The sequence below is a fragment of the Alkalihalobacterium alkalinitrilicum genome, assembly GCF_002019605.1.
Taxonomy (GTDB): domain Bacteria; phylum Bacillota; class Bacilli; order Bacillales; family Bacillaceae_F; genus Alkalihalobacterium; species Alkalihalobacterium alkalinitrilicum.
The window spans coordinates 2183192-2199267 of the sequence record NZ_KV917368.1 but is presented as its reverse complement, the minus strand read 5'-3'; the positions used below and the strand labels follow the sequence as shown (position 1 = coordinate 2199267).

Annotated in this window: 18 protein-coding genes and 1 pseudogene; 17 read left to right on the top strand and 2 right to left on the bottom strand. The window is 34.5% G+C overall.

Going from position 1 to position 16076, the window contains the following annotated elements; genetic code table 11:
- A pseudogene (locus BK574_RS10225) lies at nucleotides 1-295 on the top strand (IS4 family transposase); the annotation flags it as partial.
- A gap of 111 nt (nucleotides 296-406) precedes the next feature.
- Here the strand turns inward: BK574_RS10225 and BK574_RS10220 are convergent.
- Nucleotides 407-655, bottom strand: coding sequence for a 4Fe-4S domain-containing protein (locus tag BK574_RS10220; RefSeq protein WP_075384817.1), 249 nt, complete (start codon nucleotides 653-655; stop codon nucleotides 407-409).
- Nucleotides 656-1042: 387 nt separating this feature from the next.
- Between BK574_RS10220 and BK574_RS10215 the strand changes: the two genes are divergently transcribed.
- From BK574_RS10215 to BK574_RS10195, 5 genes are all read left to right on the top strand, one after another.
- On the top strand, nucleotides 1043-2017 hold the full coding sequence (locus BK574_RS10215) for a YpbB family protein (protein WP_078428529.1): 975 nt from the start codon (nucleotides 1043-1045) through the stop codon (nucleotides 2015-2017).
- A 10-nt stretch (nucleotides 2018-2027) separates the two neighbouring features.
- On the top strand, nucleotides 2028-3548 hold the full coding sequence (locus tag BK574_RS10210) for a RecQ family ATP-dependent DNA helicase (RefSeq protein ID WP_078428528.1): 1521 nt from the start codon (nucleotides 2028-2030) through the stop codon (nucleotides 3546-3548).
- Between the two features lie 15 nt (nucleotides 3549-3563).
- Nucleotides 3564-4148, top strand: a complete 585-nt coding sequence (locus BK574_RS10205; RefSeq protein WP_075384813.1) for a CPBP family intramembrane glutamic endopeptidase — start codon at nucleotides 3564-3566, stop codon at nucleotides 4146-4148.
- A 43-nt stretch (nucleotides 4149-4191) separates the two neighbouring features.
- Nucleotides 4192-4422: a hypothetical protein gene (locus BK574_RS10200; protein ID WP_218970570.1), complete on the top strand. Its 231-nt coding sequence runs from the start codon at nucleotides 4192-4194 to the stop codon at nucleotides 4420-4422.
- Nucleotides 4423-4496: 74 nt separating this feature from the next.
- The gene (locus BK574_RS10195; protein ID WP_078428526.1) at nucleotides 4497-4931 is read left to right on the top strand and encodes a DUF2663 family protein; all 435 of its coding nucleotides are present in this window, start codon (nucleotides 4497-4499) and stop codon (nucleotides 4929-4931) included.
- Between the two features lie 138 nt (nucleotides 4932-5069).
- Here the strand turns inward: BK574_RS10195 and BK574_RS10190 are convergent, their stop codons facing one another.
- Entirely contained in the window at nucleotides 5070-5300 is a 231-nt protein-coding gene (locus BK574_RS10190) for a hypothetical protein (RefSeq protein WP_238457997.1), read from the bottom strand.
- A 930-nt stretch (nucleotides 5301-6230) separates the two neighbouring features.
- Between BK574_RS10190 and yhfH the strand changes: the two genes are divergently transcribed.
- The 11 genes from yhfH (at nucleotide 6231) to BK574_RS10135 (ending at nucleotide 15697) form a co-directional block, all read left to right on the top strand.
- The gene (yhfH, locus tag BK574_RS10185) at nucleotides 6231-6362 is read left to right on the top strand and encodes a protein YhfH (protein ID WP_075384809.1); all 132 of its coding nucleotides are present in this window, start codon (nucleotides 6231-6233) and stop codon (nucleotides 6360-6362) included.
- A gap of 181 nt (nucleotides 6363-6543) precedes the next feature.
- Nucleotides 6544-7404, top strand: a complete 861-nt coding sequence (locus BK574_RS10180) for a gamma-glutamylcyclotransferase family protein (RefSeq protein WP_078428525.1) — start codon at nucleotides 6544-6546, stop codon at nucleotides 7402-7404.
- A gap of 27 nt (nucleotides 7405-7431) precedes the next feature.
- Nucleotides 7432-8280, top strand: coding sequence for a hypothetical protein (locus BK574_RS10175; protein WP_078428524.1), 849 nt, complete (start codon nucleotides 7432-7434; stop codon nucleotides 8278-8280).
- Nucleotides 8281-8413: 133 nt separating this feature from the next.
- Complete coding sequence (locus BK574_RS10170; protein WP_075384806.1) at nucleotides 8414-9283, top strand: 50S ribosomal protein L11 methyltransferase; 870 nt, start codon at nucleotides 8414-8416, stop codon at nucleotides 9281-9283.
- A gap of 507 nt (nucleotides 9284-9790) precedes the next feature.
- On the top strand, nucleotides 9791-10327 hold the full coding sequence (locus BK574_RS10165; protein ID WP_078428522.1) for an RNA polymerase sigma factor: 537 nt from the start codon (nucleotides 9791-9793) through the stop codon (nucleotides 10325-10327).
- Complete coding sequence (locus tag BK574_RS10160; RefSeq protein ID WP_078428521.1) at nucleotides 10320-11129, top strand: hypothetical protein; 810 nt, start codon at nucleotides 10320-10322, stop codon at nucleotides 11127-11129. Before BK574_RS10165 ends, BK574_RS10160 begins: the two co-directional genes overlap by 8 nt.
- 178 nt (nucleotides 11130-11307) lie before the next feature.
- Nucleotides 11308-12570, top strand: a complete 1263-nt coding sequence (ystJ, locus tag BK574_RS10155; protein ID WP_078428520.1) for an NADP-dependent malic enzyme — start codon at nucleotides 11308-11310, stop codon at nucleotides 12568-12570.
- A 176-nt stretch (nucleotides 12571-12746) separates the two neighbouring features.
- The gene (locus BK574_RS10150; RefSeq protein WP_075384802.1) at nucleotides 12747-13151 is read left to right on the top strand and encodes a hypothetical protein; all 405 of its coding nucleotides are present in this window, start codon (nucleotides 12747-12749) and stop codon (nucleotides 13149-13151) included.
- 17 nt (nucleotides 13152-13168) lie between these two features.
- Nucleotides 13169-13948 carry a metallophosphoesterase gene (locus BK574_RS10145; protein ID WP_338020589.1) on the top strand — a complete coding sequence of 260 codons (780 nt, stop codon included), beginning with the start codon at nucleotides 13169-13171 and terminating at the stop codon, nucleotides 13946-13948.
- 85 nt (nucleotides 13949-14033) lie between these two features.
- Nucleotides 14034-14942 carry a MerR family transcriptional regulator gene (locus BK574_RS10140; protein ID WP_078428519.1) on the top strand — a complete coding sequence of 303 codons (909 nt, stop codon included), beginning with the start codon at nucleotides 14034-14036 and terminating at the stop codon, nucleotides 14940-14942.
- A gap of 152 nt (nucleotides 14943-15094) precedes the next feature.
- The gene (locus BK574_RS10135; RefSeq protein WP_075384800.1) at nucleotides 15095-15697 is read left to right on the top strand and encodes a genetic competence negative regulator; all 603 of its coding nucleotides are present in this window, start codon (nucleotides 15095-15097) and stop codon (nucleotides 15695-15697) included.
- The last annotated feature ends 379 nt before the right edge of the window (nucleotides 15698-16076 follow it).

The following is a 16076-nucleotide window of genomic DNA, read 5'->3' as shown; positions in this document are numbered from 1 at the left end:
TTCGTACGATTCCCTAATCAGTCATACAACGATAGTCTTTGCAAGATATATCGTGTTGTCCTGGCAAAATAGATGTAGTACAGATGAACGAACGTTAGGTGGAATCTTCTATGAACTTTGTGATGAAATTAGTGATCTCGATTGGGCTGTCGCTCTACAGCAATTAATCGAGCTTCTTGAAGATACCTTGAAAAGGAGCAATAAAAAGATACAAAAATTAATTAAAAGTCAATTACAACATTGGATTGCGGGCTTGCCTAGCTATATCAAGGCGTACCTGCCTATTTCAGTCTGAGAAAGTTGAGTTGTTCATTTTTAAATAAGATCCTTAAACTCCAATAATGTAAAAACAATACAATTAGGAAGAAGAGGATGACAAATCGGGGTCATCCTCTTCAGTTTCGAACTATTCAAATTTTAAAGCATCACCATCAAATGCCTCTTCAGCGATTTTAATGGAGTCTGTTGGGCAACCTTCAAATGCATCGTTCATATCATCTAAAAGTACATCTGGAATTTCTACAATTCCTTGGTTGTCATCAAGCGTTACGAATGCGATTCCATCATCATCGTAGTCGTAAATGTCTGGTGCTGCTGCTCCACAGGCACCACAAGCGATACAAGTATCTTTGTCAACAATTGTGTATTTTGCCATTATAAATCCCTCCAAATAGGTAGTAAATTAAGCATTCCTTATTAAATCCCCTATGTATGATAAGATATATTAGTCAGTGTTGCCACTGGTATTAAGGAATACAATTTATATCTCATATTGTATAGATGTTTTACCAACATTTCAACAGTTAAATCTATTGAGAATTCTTATCATAAAAGGGGTCTTGCTGTTTATTTATTGCCGAATATTGATAAAATTAAACTATATGTTGCTATACTTGATTTGTTATTATATATTATATAGTTATACCTTTTAGACAAAATTAAAAAAATAAGTGTGGGGAACCTTGTGTCTGTAATAAGTGTAATACTGTTATATCTAATCTCTGTTTTTAATGGGGACCGAACTATCTCAGGAATATATCACATGCTTAACGGGAAACGTTCATCACAAACGATCCAAGATGGGCACCTGTATCAATGTTTATTTTTATTTGGTATCTTACCTCGTTTGAAGCGAGCATGTTTAGAGCAACATTTGGACGTATTGCTCAATCATCATTATATTAAGAAAGAAAAAGAAATGACCTATAAAATAACAAAAAAAGGTGAAAAAATACTAAGTCGTCAACTAGAGAAGCACAACTTTATTTTTTACTTAAATGGTTGGAAATATAAAGACGTTTCTTATGTCTTTTGGTCAAGGCTTGTCCTGACGGTTCAATCTTTATCGTGTATCACTGGAAAAAATCATCACTTTTTTCCAGTTATCAAAGATCAACAAGTCAAATTATGGGTCAAGCAAACTTTCCCAAAGCAAAATGATCGCGATCACTTTAATAACCAATTATATGCTGAGGTGTTAAAATTATTAACCACAATATCTAAATTAGAAGCAGAAATTTTCACTTATAAATTATCAGGTTGGCACCGGATCGGACAGACGGATGAACAATTAGCTTCATATTTCGGAATAGAAAGAACGGCAATAGAACTGATTCATCTGTCAGTCGTTCATCGAATTCTAAATGACCTTACATTAAATCAAAAGAAGTACCCGTTATTACGTCGGTTTATTATGGATTTAAACCGGACCGTTCATATGACTCACTCCACTAACCAAACCTATCAATTAATAAAGCAAGGACTTTCAATTGATGAGATTGCATCTAGTCGTCAATTAAAAAAAAGTACTATTGAAGACCATATTGTGGAAATTACCTTAGAGGATAAAACAGTTGAACTTACACCATTTGTAACTAGTGAAGAAAAAGAAAAGATTACAGAAGTAATTCAGACTACTCGTAATTTAAAGCTCAGTTATATAAAGAGTCAGCTTTCGCAGGACATTAGTTATTTTAAAATAAGGCTTGTTTTAGCTCATTTAACAAACAGTAAATGAGGTGAATGAAATGAAGTTAGAAAAGGAATTATATAAAATTTTTGGATATAAAATTTTTCGCCCTGGCCAAAAAGAAGTGATTGAATCGCTAATGAATGGTGACAATGTATTAGCTATGCTTCCAACTGGAACGGGAAAGTCAATTTGTTTTCAATTACCAGCTTTATTATTACAAGGAACTGCGATTGTTGTTTCACCATTATTATCGCTAATGGAAGACCAAGTCCAACAACTGAGAAGCCAAGGGATAAAAAAAGTTGCCGCGATTAATAGCTTTCTAACGTTTCATGAAAAAAAAATGATCGTCAATCAACTTGAACGTTATGATATCGTGTATATTTCCCCTGAGAGCCTCATGTCTAATACGATAATAGGGGCGTTATCATCGATACAGATTTCCTTATTTGTCATTGACGAAGCTCATTGTATTTCGCAGTGGGGGCATGATTTTCGAACGGATTACTTGAAGCTTGGCGAATTATGGGAACGGTTAAACCAGCCTCCTTGTTTAGCAATCACAGCCACAGCAACGAAGGAAGTACAAAGAGACATCGTTCAACAGCTGAGATTGCCTGATGTTACAACTCATGTTTACAGTGTTCATCGCCCCAACATCGCACTTCAAATTGAAAACTATAGCGATATTGATGAGAAGATTATCAATTTAATCAAGTGGGTAAAAAAATTAAAAGGCCCAGGTTTGATTTATTTTTCCTCAAGGGTGTGGGCTGAAAATATGGCTGCTCGTCTACAAAATGAAGGAATACACAACGTTGCCTTTTATCATGGCGGCTTAGATAATGAAGATCGTTTGTTAATACAACAACAATTTATTAATGGTCAATTGGACATCGTTTGCTGTACGAATGCATTTGGAATGGGGATAAACAAAAATAATGTGAGATACGTCATTCATTTTCATTTTCCTCAGCATATGGAGGCATATATCCAGGAAATTGGACGAGCAGGACGAGACGGTGAAAATAGTTTTGCATTGTTAATGTATTGTGATGAAGATCGGTTTTTACCTTTGTCCTTAATTGAGCATGAACTTCCAAGTAGGAAACAGCTAGATGGAGTAAAAAAATATTTAGAAATGTTAGCAGTAAGTAATCTATTATTTACAAATGATGATGTGATCAACATACAAGCACAAATGGGTTTATCTGAAGGAGCTTTAAGATTTTTATTATTTCATTTAGAGGAACAAAAGGTTATCGACCAAAGTCACATTAAGAAACAGGCGATTTCGAATACAATAAACTCTATAAAACAAATTATTGAAAATCGCCTTAATAAAAAAATAAACAAAATTCATGAGATGGTCGATTTTATTAACAGTGAGACATGTCGTCGAATGTATTATTTAACTTACTTTGATGAAAAGTTATTAGAAAAACCTGAAAGTTGCTGTGATCAATGTGGCTTGTCCATAGAAAGCTATATGAATGATAATATCCACCAATCGAACCAGTTACAAAAATTGCTACCTTGGGAACAAGAATTAATGCAAATTTTTCATCAAAAATAAATTAGGATGATGATCATGAATAGGCAAGCGAAAATTATACAAGAAATGTCAGATCGTGAAATACTATTAAATCTATATATAACACAGGCCATTATGTTAATCATTGCGATCATATTAGGTTTTTTTTGGATCGATGACCTTACCGTTTTCTACAGTTTGTTCAAATGGGACCCTGTACATATTTTTCTCATTGGTGGCGGTGTCGCTGTAATTGTTATCACGATTGATTTACTATTTGAAAAGTATTTACCTAAATCCTGGGTCGATGATGGTGGAATTAATGAAAGAGTGTTTGCAAAAAGAAGTGTGTTTCACGTCTTTTTTATCGCTGCCATTGTTGCCATATGTGAAGAAATTTTATTTCGTGGAATATTACAAACTCAAATTGGTCTTGTACTGGCTAGTCTTATATTTGCGCTTATTCATTTTCGTTACTTATCAAAAATACTTTTATTTACAATGGCAGTGGTGCTAAGTTTTATATTAGGATTGTTATTCGAGTGGACAAATAACTTGCTTGTTCCTATATTTGCGCATTTTCTTATTGACTTTGTTTTAGGACTATTCATAATGTATAAAGCTAGAAAAAAAGTTTCTTAACATACTATGTAAATGGGGTGGTTATGTGGTTACTAAATCTTCAATGGATCAAGCAGGAGAGTTAAGAAAGCAAATGGAACAAGTTGAAAATGTTGAGGAAATCAACCTTTCATCTTTACCACCACGAAGTGAGTATCATAAAGTAAAAAAAAGTAAAAAAAGAAAATTTCGTATTCGATTTCCACTTGTTCGATTATTTTTAATTTTATTTTTATTAATTGTGATATTAGCTTTATCATCTCCTATTTGGTTAGAATACATTTCCCAACGATAGTAAACGGTATTAAAAAGCGGACCTCCTTCATAAACATAAGTATAAGTACAAGTTGTATATAGGAGGTCGCATGCATGACATTAAAACAATCACTAAATAAACGTTACTTTGTTTCTGATACAGGTTTAGTACTTATAGAAACTTTAATCGAGCGGAAAATGACAGAGAAAATGGCAGAAAAGGTTTTGCAAAGAGCAACTATCGCTACTTTATTATGTTTAGGGTTAGGAGTTATTTATATTCTTTTACAAGGAACGTCTATAAATTTTTTGACTTTAATAACAAATGATTTTCTTTATGTATATATTGGGTTGTTTATAATTTGCTCGATCATAATGAAACATGCGAAAAAAAAATTAGATAAAGCGGAAAAAGAGTATGAGGAACTTCGTTCGGAAGTTATTGATCGACAGGAACAACTATGGGATACAAAAGAACTTTGGGAGAAACGACATTTTTTATTTACTTTTTTAAAAGAAGAATATAGTGTAAATTTATTTCACAAATAAAAAAGAGAGGCTGACATGTACAGTCTCTCTTTCTGTATTCAATCTCGATAATAGGAAAGTTTTTTGTTCTACTAGATAAATAACAAAGTTTGTCTTTAGCGGTTGTTATATTTGTTAAATTCAAAACCTATCCCTTTTTTACGCAGATAAAAAAGGGTGGCCGAATAATGCATTTTGGTTTCTACAATATTCAACCCCGTTAATTTGTACTAAATAGTGATTATAATCTTCAACTCTGCCAAAAGCAACGGTTTGTTTTTTGACTGGACAAAAAACTTCAATTGGCAATCCATATTTTATATTAAATTCAATATCTTCATTTGTTATGAGTGATTTATTTTTTAGCTTATGAAGTAACATCTTGTTCATCAGCTCCTTTCAGAAAAGAATAAAATGAACGTCGTTGTAAGCGCTTACTTCAGTAAAATAAGTATATCATAAAAGACAGAATTTTCAATAATACAAAAAAAAATAAGTCAATAGACCTGTTTTTTTAGGTTAATTACTTATTAAGGAAGAGGATATTATATAGCTCAACATTAAACAATAACAGACCATCAGAGATCCAGTAAAAAAAAGAGAAAGCCAAAGGTTTGGCTTTCATCAAAGAGAGAAAAATAAGAGGTCATTTACATTTACTACTTTAACACGTATATGCACTAAAGTAAATATGCAATTATGAATTTTCAAAATTAAATTAATGTATTTGCATTGTAAATACAGTGGGAATAATGTTAAAGTGTAAACTTTATATTTTTTCACATTTTCAATATAAATGCAAGTGTAAAATATGTTAATATGAAATTGGGAGTAAATTAAGATTGAGGGGTGAAGGTAATGACTGCAACTGCTATAACTGCAGTATTGGGATTTACATTTATAATTCTTGTAGTATGTATTGGTATGGCAATTGCCTTATTCAAGGTTGCTGAAGAAGACATAAGTTAGTTTATCCTGGTTAAGTTCTTAGGGTAAAGACCCCCACCTTTTAGCGTAGGTGGGAAATTCTAATCAGGTGGAGTCGAAACTCCATTAGATTCCCCGATGTTCCAGCTTGCTGGAACGAGTTCGCTTGTGAAAAAGAAAAGAGATAGAAGAGGTTGGCTCGTGATTGCTAATGTCCTTAAGTTAGTGAGGAGGTACATAGCTTTTGGGTTAATCTCTTTTTCTTTTATATAACAGTAAAGATGAAATTAATAAAATAGGTGTTTTTTTTTGAAATTTGTTTTAATACAGGGTTGCATTTTTGATTGTGTTATAATACAATAATCTTAACAAAGCATATAGGGGGAAACAAAAATGACGCCGAGTACAGAATTCTTTAGAAGCTTGCCACCAAAACAATGCTCTGATTGTGGAGATGTTATTGAAGAGCAACATGAGTCTTACCTTCATCAATGTGAGAAATGTTTACGACATGAAGTAGAGTAATAGCTAAATAGAAAGTCTTCATTTCACAGGGGAATTGAAATGAAGGCTTTTTATTTTGTTTAAAAAATTTATTTTCTTTCATTTTTACTACTTCAAATCGTCTCCTTGCTCTTAAGATTATTCTTATAGTAATCTTAAAGAAATGACAGTATTGACGATACTTGTGTATGAGGAGAGAGTTATGGATAAACACTTATTGTTTGTGTACGGTACATTAAGGAAGAATGAAAGCAATTCACATTTTTTAAAACATACAAAATGTGTTGCGGAACAAGCATGGACAAATGGTGTGTTGTATGACACTGAACTTGGTTATCCAACGATGAGAATAAGTAATTCAAAGTGTGTATATGGTGAAGTATATGAAATTGAAGATGAGCAATTAAAGCAGATTGATAAGTTAGAAGATTTTGTGGAAAACAGGTCTTCAAATTTTCACGACCGAATCACCCAAAAAGTCTATACTGATCAAGGGGAACTTGAAGCGTATGTGTACGTAGCATCTGATCAATTAAAAATGGTAAAAAAAGAGATACCACTAGGTGATTGGAAGGAATATGGCTATTATTCCAAGAAGGATAATTTTTATTATTTTGCTTATGGTTCTTGTTTAGATGATGCTCGGTTCAAACTAGCTAAAGTGGACCACTATTTTCAGGAGTTAGTCGGTCGATCTGTTCTAAGTTGTTATTCGTTACGATTTACGGTTCGGCTTCCAGATGGGGGAAGAGCAGATATTGTAGAAGATGGCGGAGTAGTAGAAGGGAAATTATATCAATTACCTTATGAAGCTGTTCGCTATCTATATAAACGAGAAGGTGTCGATCATCAACTTTATCGCCCTGCATTTGTTGATGTGTTGGTTGATGGTGTGGTTTATAAAGATGTCCTTACCTTTATTGTGATTGGTAAAAAAGAAGAATTAGCGCCTCCAGATCATTATGCTGAAGAGATTATTCGTGGTGGAAACGGTTGTTTAAGTGACGAGTATATTCAAAGGATTGAATTTTATATGAGAACACTCCCAAAATCATGCAATTAATATATTAACAAGGTTGGAGGAACCACCGTGAGTAAAAAACAAGTGGCTTTCATCGGTTGTATTGCTTTTCTAGTTATCTTCTCGATCGTAAATTATATACAATTAAACAAACTATCAAATCAATTGGACTCGTTAACACAATTGGAGCACAATATCCAAAGTTTGTCATCATCGATGGGGGATATTCATAGCACGGTGTCTTCTACATTACAAGAGTTTACAGAAGAACAGAGGTGGATACGGAATAGTTATTATGAAGTGAAGGCTGTGGATATGGAAGAAGAAAAAGTGGAAGTGTCAGTTTTATGGTCGTTACGTAATATAGAAAAAGATGAAACTTTATATCTTCTTTTTCGTGAACAAGGATCAAGAGAATGGCAACATATAGAGTTAGATGAAACGGAAGACTTGAGTTATCATATTGACCTTAGACTATCAATAAAGGAAAACTATGAAACGCAAATTCTAGCTGTATCTGATGACCGAAAAAGAAGTGATGATTTACAAGAGATTTCGGTTTTCCAACAATTAGAAGAACGGATCTATGCTGATGTTTATGCTCATTCTGTTACTAATAACCAAATCGACCTTCATATCATGATACAGCAGTTATATGGGGATGATATGTTTATTCAAGATAAAGATAGGCTGGAGATTAAGAGTGCATTAGCGTATGTTTATATGAATGATGAATTAGTAAAAACGGTTGATGTTTTAGAAAATGCAAATCCAGTAGCACATATGCCCCACGAGGAAATGTATGAGTATTTTGAGTCATTGAAATTTGACGGTGAGAAAAACGGGGTAATTAGAGTAGATCTTATTATTCAAGATGGTTTGGGTATTGAATATAAACGAGAAAGTTATGATTATTAAATGTATTGAGGCTGTCGAATAGATCAGCCTCTTTTGTATACATTTTACTTGAAAGATATGTTCATTTTTGAAGATATGGTAAAATTGATGAAAAAATAAGCTTTGTAGGTTTTTGATGAAAAGGAAGGTAGTTATGGCGAAACAATTGACGATTAAAGTTAGTGGTGAAAATATAGATGAAGTAATGGAACAATTAAATGCAATTGGCATCATTAATCTGTATTATGAACAACCATTTGAACCAACGGTAACTGAAAATGGTTATGGCTTTGAATTAAAGAAAGAGGAAGATATACACCTCCATATCATAGTTGAACATGAGCAAGAAGTGAAAGAAACCGTTAAGAAAGTATGTAAAGTTTTAGGTGTTGTAGATGAAGAGGTCATGCAGACAAGCATTACCCTTAACGTAAATGACGCAGACTTTGAAGATATTCATTTGAAAAATGACTGGAAGATCTGTTACGGGGAGACGGTTGAAAACCGACGAGAAAATACGATTTATTTAGATCCTCAAGGGGCATTTGGGACAGGTATTCATGAAACAACACAGGATAGTTTACAAATGATCCTCGACGATTCATTGGATGGTTGTGAAGTGCTGGATATTGGAACGGGATCTGGTGTACTAGCTATTGCGGCTTCGTTAAAAGGGGCTGAAAATGTCACTGCAATCGATATTGAGCCAGTAGAAAGAGAGGTGTCACATCAAGCGAAATTAAATGAAGTTACGAATGTGTACGTAAAACAACTGGATATTGTAGAGGATAAGTATGATTTTTCACAATGTCTGGATTGGGTGATCATTAATATTGGTGCGGACGAAACAATAAAAATAATTGAACAACACCGCCTCTATGATTGTACAAATTTTTTCCTTATTTCTGGAGTAGTTGATTGGAATGAAGATAAGGTAAAAAAATACTTAAGAGATTTAGGTTTTGAAGTTTCTAAACGAAAACAAACAAATGAATGGGTTACTACGTTATATAAACGTGCATGAATAAGGTGGAATACAATGCCCCGAAATAGTGAACGAACAGATAATTAAGGTGACCGACAACAACGGGTGGATATATGAGAGTTGCTGAGGTGATCTCTGTGGACTGACCGAAATTTGCTCAAATGAAACACATAACTTAAATTGAGTTCAATAGATTTTCAACCAGAACCATTCCGTCAATCGATAGCCGAAACAATAAAATCCATGGACAATATATATAATGAAGCTAACTGAAATTCAAGGCTGTATTCAGGTGGAAGTGTCAGTCCCTCGAAGGCGAATATAGGTGTTATATGAGAAAAACGCTTACTAGAGGTGATTGGGTCTCCGTTTGGGCAGCTTTTTTTTGATGAAACATTTAACTGAAAATGTATATAAGGAAAGCGTCTCGATACAAATGTCTCTTTTTTGTAACCTCAAGTGAATTTATGTCGTTTCATTAGTGAATTAAAGGTTAATACAATGGTACCGTTTATTAAACTTGGTTCAAGTTTTGGGGGTTGTTTTATGAAGGATGAAGAATTATTGTCAAAATCTAAGCAAGGTGACGAAGACGCCTTTTTTCAATTAATGAAGATGCATATCTCGACAGTTGAAAAATTTGCATTTCAACTTGGAGTCCATCCAAATGATATTCAAGATATAACACAAGAAACTTTCTTAAAAGTTTATCGCTTTTTGAGTAATCATACACATGGGAAATTTACGACGTGGCTTTACCAAATTACGTTAAATGTCGTTAGGGACTTATATCGAAAAAAGAAAAGGTTTGATCGTAAAACGAAAGCGTATATGGCTGAGGCAGAGGTCGCTCAAGCTCGAGATTTTGCTGATAATTCAAACCTTCCTGAAGTACACGAGGCAATTCAACAATTGGCTGAGAAGTATAAACTCCCTGTTATTCTTCATTATTTTCATGATTTATCATATCAGGAAATCAGTGAAGTTTTAGGTGTGACTGAAGGAGCTGTAAAAACCAGAATGTTACGAGGGAGAAAGATGTTAAAGGAACGATTAGAACGGGTAGGTGGTAACGATGAATGATCAAGAATTTGAAAGGTCATTAAAAGAGTTAAAAAAAGAGTATGATCAACTGCTGAATCAATCGTCCCCTGAAGAAATTATGAATTATATAAAAAGGAAAGAAAAAAGAAAGACTCAACCATTTAAAAGGTTACAAGGATTAGGAATAGCAGCTAGTATTGTGGCGGTAATTGGAATAGGGAGTATCCTGCTTTTGAGTGAAAATAAAGAACATGCTGTACCAGATGTTGATACTGTCGACTTAAGAGGAGCTGAGACTTTTCATGCAGAAGAAGGCGAGACTAGTGCAAAATTAGTAATTGATCGTGATGACCAAATTGTCGACACACTAATGATTGAAGGACAGGAAGAAGAAATCGATTTAAAACTTTGGGTTGATGAAGAGCTTCGGTTTTCGACTTATATTGATGAACGTTTCGAAGTAGATACTATTTCCGACGAAAAAGGATATACAGCACGTGTTTTTGCTAACTATACAGGAGACCGGGTAGAGCCTCCTTTCTTTACGGTGCATTTAGCAGCAACGGATTATCAAGTACAAATTGAACAATATATTCAACGCATTCGTGAAGATTATGCACAACAAGGTTTTATAGAAAATAATGAAGATTATCGGACAACTTGGAGTTCGAGTGCAGCCTTCTTATTCTTCCATCCAGAAAGTGATATGGCAATAGCTGTTAATCTCTTCGAAGTTAGTGGGACTATATATGAAGTAACCGAAACGTTCTTTGGTGAATTTTCAGAAGGATTTGGTGGTAGATTAGAGTTGATGCAACATCATTTTCAATGGCATGAATAGTAGGATATAAATGATTTTGTACGATAGAACTGACTTACATAGGGTAAGTCAGTTTTTTGGTGTTACAAAAAAGACACAATTGGGTAGAATTTATTGGTTGATTTTAACAAGATAATGTAATAAAATAGTATAAATATTTTAAAAAATCAGAAAATGAAAACAGGAGTGAGAGATTAAAATGACCTTAAGGGAAGAAGCCTTGCAGATGCATAAAATGCATCAAGGAAAGCTTGAAGTAGTATCAAAAGTATCAGTGCAAAATACGCGGGATTTAAGCTTAGCGTATTCACCAGGAGTTGCTGAACCTTGTAAAGAAATTGCAAATGACCGAGATCGAGTCTTCGATTATACAATGAAAGGAAATACAGTGGCTGTTGTGTCAGATGGTACAGCCGTATTAGGCTTAGGAGATATTGGTCCCGAAGCAGCGATGCCTGTAATGGAAGGAAAAGCATTATTATTTAAATCTTTTGCTGGAGTTGATGCTTTTCCGATTTGCCTCGACACAACTGATGTTGAAGAGATCATTCGCACTGTAAAGCTTCTTCAACCTACATTTGGAGGAATTAATTTAGAGGATATAGCAGCCCCGAGTTGCTTTATTATTGAAGAGCGATTAAAAAAAGAGATGAACATTCCAGTATTTCACGATGATCAACATGGAACTGCAATTGTCACTGCAGCAGGTTTAATAAATTCTCTTAAACTAACAAACAAAGATCTTTCTGAAATAAAAGTCGTAATTAATGGAGCTGGATCAGCAGGAATTGCTGTTTTAAAGCTACTGTATTCTATGGGCGTAAAAAATATTATTCTGTGTGACTCAAAAGGTGCCATTTTCAAAGGAAGATCTTATGGTATGAACCCAGTAAAAGAGGAAGTTTCTGAGTTTACCAATCTTGACCGATTAGATGGGTCGTTGGAAGAAGTCATTGTAGGTACTGATGTTTTTATCGGTGTATCCGTGGCTGGAGCCTTAACAAAAGCGATGGTCCGAACAATGAACGATGATCCGATTATTTTTGCAATGGCTAATCCGAATCCAGAAATTATGCCAAGTGATGCAATTGAAGCAGGTGCAAGTATTATCGGTACAGGAAGGTCTGATTTCCCAAACCAAGTTAACAATGTCCTGGCTTTTCCAGGGATTTTCCGTGGGGCATTAGATGTATTTGCAACGGATATTAACGAAGAAATGAAAATTGCAGCAGTTTATGCGATTGCTAGTTTAGTATCTGATATTGAATTAAAACCAGATTACATTATTCCGAATCCGTTTGATCCGAGAGTAGCACCAGAAGTTGCGAAAAGTGTTGCTCAGGCTGCATTAGAAACAGGGGTGGCAAGAAAGATGATAAACCCTGAGGAAGTAGCTACTAGAACACGTAATATGTCTAGCATTCGTGATAATGTTTACTTAAGTTGTAATATCGGCAATTAATCTGAATAGATTAGAATATGAATTAACATTGTAGAAAAGTGTCTGTGCCCTCTGGTGCCAGGCACCTTTCTTACTTTAGAGCAAGGAAAAAGAGGGCATTGTTTTTCTACATTTACGTTTAGTAATTCTGTTAGTTAACAAAGAACCTATTGGACTAGGAGAGGAGCCTATATATCTTGAACAGTGGATTAACAAGAAATTTAGTATTATTTATTATTGGAAATGCTTGCATCCTTTTTTCTGCTCGAATATTTCCATCACCTAAGTCGTTAACATTTTCCGAGTGGTTAGGTGAGTTAATTTTTTCTCCTTTCTCTTTATTAGGTGCTGTTCTCTTTTTTATTGTAGGCTTTTTGACATTTGCATTTTTAGTTAAAGCAACTATTCTCCATGTAATCTATCCTTATCGAAAAAAAAAGATGATTTACCCAAGTGATAGCTTATTGGCTATCGTCATCGTTGTGGCATTCATTATTCAAATTGTGCTTCATCCACTTACAGGGGTTCTAACCGTAATTTTTGCAACTGCATATGGTATAATGGAGGCAAATGAAGGTGAGATTTATGATAGCGAGTCGTAAAGGAGATACGGACGATTGTGACCATAATTTTAATTAGTAGTATTGCGATTTTATTTGGGGTTTTCTTACTCATTCATATGTATAAAGAAGCTTATGGTAATCATGTGATTGAAGCTGACATTACTTTTCCTGATTTTCCTCGATCATTTGATGGAATGAGGATTTTTTTTATTTCTGATCTACATTTTCGAGTGGTCGATGAAACGATAATTCAACAAGTATTAGGAAAAGTCGATATAGTTATTGTTGGTGGAGATATCATGGAGAAAAAGGTACCATTTTCCAATGTTGAAAAAAATATTACTCAACTTCAACAATTAGGTCCCGTTTATTTTGTTTGGGGAAATAATGATTATGAAGGTGATTTTAGAAGGTTAGATGCCGCTTTACTTGAAAAAGGCGTTCAAATATTAGATAATACTGCGATTACATATGAAAATGGTGGAGAGAAGCTCATTCTACTTGGAGTAGATGATGTAGGGTGTGAACGAGATCGATTGGAATTGGCCATTCAAGATAGCGAACAAGGTTTTCGTATATTAATTAGTCATAATCCGAGCATTGTTGAAAAGTTAAGTGAGGAACAAAACATTAGTTTCGTTTTATCAGGACATACACACGGTGGCCAAATTCGATTGTTTGGTTTTGGAATAGCTGAACGAGGTGGGTTAAAAAAGTGTAAACAAACACTACTTCTAATTAGTAATGGATATGGAACAACAAGGTTTCCGTTACGATTAGGAGCTCAAGCAGAAACGCATTTAATCACTCTTCGGTCTTTTTCGCACGAAGCGTAGTCATCCCTTGTTGTACAAAGTTTACACAAATGTTATCCTCTATTATACTTATTATTATACTGGCTGACGATATGGAGGAAGTTCAATGTCTTCACAAGTAGGTAAATATAACATTAAAGCAATTTGTCAAATGTTAGGAATTCAACCAGGTACACTTAGAGCCTGGGAAAGAAGATATAATGTAATTGAACCTGTTAGAAACCACGCAGGGCATCGTTTATATACAGAAGAACATGTTGCGATCTTAAGGTGGCTCATTGAGAAAGTAAATAATGGGTTTACGATTGGTCAAGCTGTCGGTTTGTTGGAAAAAGGAAATATTGCGTTTGATATTTCAGTTGACATGCAAAAAGAAGATTATTCCGAGCAATTAGCGGACCAAATATTAGATGCATTACTTCAGTTTAATGAGAAAAAAGCACATGATTTAATGAATCAAGCCTTTAGTTTATTTAATGTAGAAAAGGTTACGATCGAAATATTAGGACCTTTGCTAGTAACTATTGGTGATAAGTGGGAAAAAAGCGAAATTACAGTTGCTCATGAACATTTCGTTTCTAGCTTTTTAAGGACGAAAATAAGCAATATTTTTCATAGTTTTCCGGTAGATGGCTATTTACCAAAAGTAGTTGCAGTTTGTGGGCCGGAAGAAAAACATGAACTAGGCTTACTTATATTTACTTTGTTTTTACGGCGAAAAGGTTTTGAAGTGATTTATTTAGGTAGTGGAATTCCAGAGCGAGATGTTGAAAGGGTAATCGAAGAAGTTGGGGCAAAGTACTTCTTTTCGTCCTGTACGCTTTCTGTGAACCTTCCAAATTTATTACATTTAGTAGATCGACTCATAAATAAATATAGTGAACTTACAATTGGTTTAGGTGGGGCAGCCTTAATGTATTTACAAGAAAAAGAAAAACTAAAGTATAGTGATTATATTGTTGGTGTAACAAAACAAGAATGGGAAAGTTGGTTATCAACTCGTTTAAAACGATAATCTATTCATATAAATAGATTGTCTATCAAGAACCATCGGCGTTCCTCTGACATATCTTATAGTAATCATTATGACAACAAACGGTACATTATGCGCATTATCCGTTCAACTAACGGTCTGGGGCTAAAAGCCTTGCACAGGGAGGGTCATAAATGCGTTTAGAGCGTTTAACCATGGATAAAATAAAAATTTTTTTAACTTTTGATGACCTTAAAGAAAGAGGAATGACAAAGGAAGACTTATGGGTGGATGGTCCAAAAGTCCATGATCTTTTTCGTGAAATGATGCTAGAAGCTGATGACGAATTAGGCTTTAAAGCTGATGGTCCAGTGGCTGTTGAAGTATTTGTTATGCCAGCTCAAGGAATGGTGATCATCGTAACGAAAGGGTCAATAGACGATGAAGAATATGAAGATGATTATGATGATGGATACATTGAAATGAAAGTAACACTAGATGAAAGTGATGAAGTGTTTTATGAATTTGCTTGTTTTGAAGATGTTATAGCTCTATCTTCTCGTCTCTATCCATTTGGAGTCGTTGGTGGTACATTATTTTCGTTTGAGAATAAATTTTACTTAAAATTTGAAGAATATGATCTAATCGGAGTCGACGATGATTCTTTTATCGCCTTATTATCGGAATTTGGAAATCCTTCAACAGCAACAACATACAGAATTGCAGAATACGGTAAAGAATTGATGAAGGTTGAAGCGATTTATCGTTTGTACCATACATTTGTCCAACGTTCATAGAATGGACGCCTCTACATAAGAGGCGTTTTTTTACATGTGTGCCAGGCATGGCAACTATCTAGGTGGTGAAAGTCCACTGTGGGGGTACACATCGACCAACCACTAAGGAAGCGCAAGGTACTTATCGTGAGGTAAGGGCTAGAGGAAGCGTGGAATAAAATCTTGGCTCGACGAACAGAAATCTGATACCAAGGCTTTATAAAGGGATGAGGCTCCATGACAAGTCAAAGTCCAAAAGATGTGCGTAACTTTATAGAGTAAATCAGGCGAGTAAAAGAGGAAAGATAGTTGTCTTACCCTGGGAGATCTTGCGAATGTACATATGTACATTCGAAAAAGGTTAGTCGCAAGAAGTCAGCAGAAGCCATAGTAATGAGTG

What these genes read in the sequence shown, in the direction of transcription:
- BK574_RS10220 (WP_075384817.1), bottom strand. Translation starts at nt 655, where the DNA reads ATGGCAAAATACACAATTGTTGACAAAGATACTTGTATCGCTTGTGGT.
- BK574_RS10215 (WP_078428529.1), top strand. Translation starts at nt 1,043, where the DNA reads ATGCTTAACGGGAAACGTTCATCACAAACGATCCAAGATGGGCACCTG.
- BK574_RS10210 (WP_078428528.1), top strand. Translation starts at nt 2,028, where the DNA reads ATGAAGTTAGAAAAGGAATTATATAAAATTTTTGGATATAAAATTTTT.
- BK574_RS10205 (WP_075384813.1), top strand. Translation starts at nt 3,564, where the DNA reads ATGAATAGGCAAGCGAAAATTATACAAGAAATGTCAGATCGTGAAATA.
- BK574_RS10200 (WP_218970570.1), top strand. Translation starts at nt 4,192, where the DNA reads ATGGATCAAGCAGGAGAGTTAAGAAAGCAAATGGAACAAGTTGAAAAT.
- BK574_RS10195 (WP_078428526.1), top strand. Translation starts at nt 4,497, where the DNA reads ATGACATTAAAACAATCACTAAATAAACGTTACTTTGTTTCTGATACA.
- BK574_RS10190 (WP_238457997.1), bottom strand. Translation starts at nt 5,300, where the DNA reads ATGAACAAGATGTTACTTCATAAGCTAAAAAATAAATCACTCATAACA.
- yhfH (WP_075384809.1), top strand. Translation starts at nt 6,231, where the DNA reads ATGACGCCGAGTACAGAATTCTTTAGAAGCTTGCCACCAAAACAATGC.
- BK574_RS10180 (WP_078428525.1), top strand. Translation starts at nt 6,544, where the DNA reads ATGGATAAACACTTATTGTTTGTGTACGGTACATTAAGGAAGAATGAA.
- BK574_RS10170 (WP_075384806.1), top strand. Translation starts at nt 8,414, where the DNA reads ATGGCGAAACAATTGACGATTAAAGTTAGTGGTGAAAATATAGATGAA.
- BK574_RS10165 (WP_078428522.1), top strand. Translation starts at nt 9,791, where the DNA reads ATGAAGGATGAAGAATTATTGTCAAAATCTAAGCAAGGTGACGAAGAC.
- BK574_RS10160 (WP_078428521.1), top strand. Translation starts at nt 10,320, where the DNA reads ATGAATGATCAAGAATTTGAAAGGTCATTAAAAGAGTTAAAAAAAGAG.
- ystJ (WP_078428520.1), top strand. Translation starts at nt 11,308, where the DNA reads ATGACCTTAAGGGAAGAAGCCTTGCAGATGCATAAAATGCATCAAGGA.
- BK574_RS10140 (WP_078428519.1), top strand. Translation starts at nt 14,034, where the DNA reads ATGTCTTCACAAGTAGGTAAATATAACATTAAAGCAATTTGTCAAATG.
- BK574_RS10135 (WP_075384800.1), top strand. Translation starts at nt 15,095, where the DNA reads ATGCGTTTAGAGCGTTTAACCATGGATAAAATAAAAATTTTTTTAACT.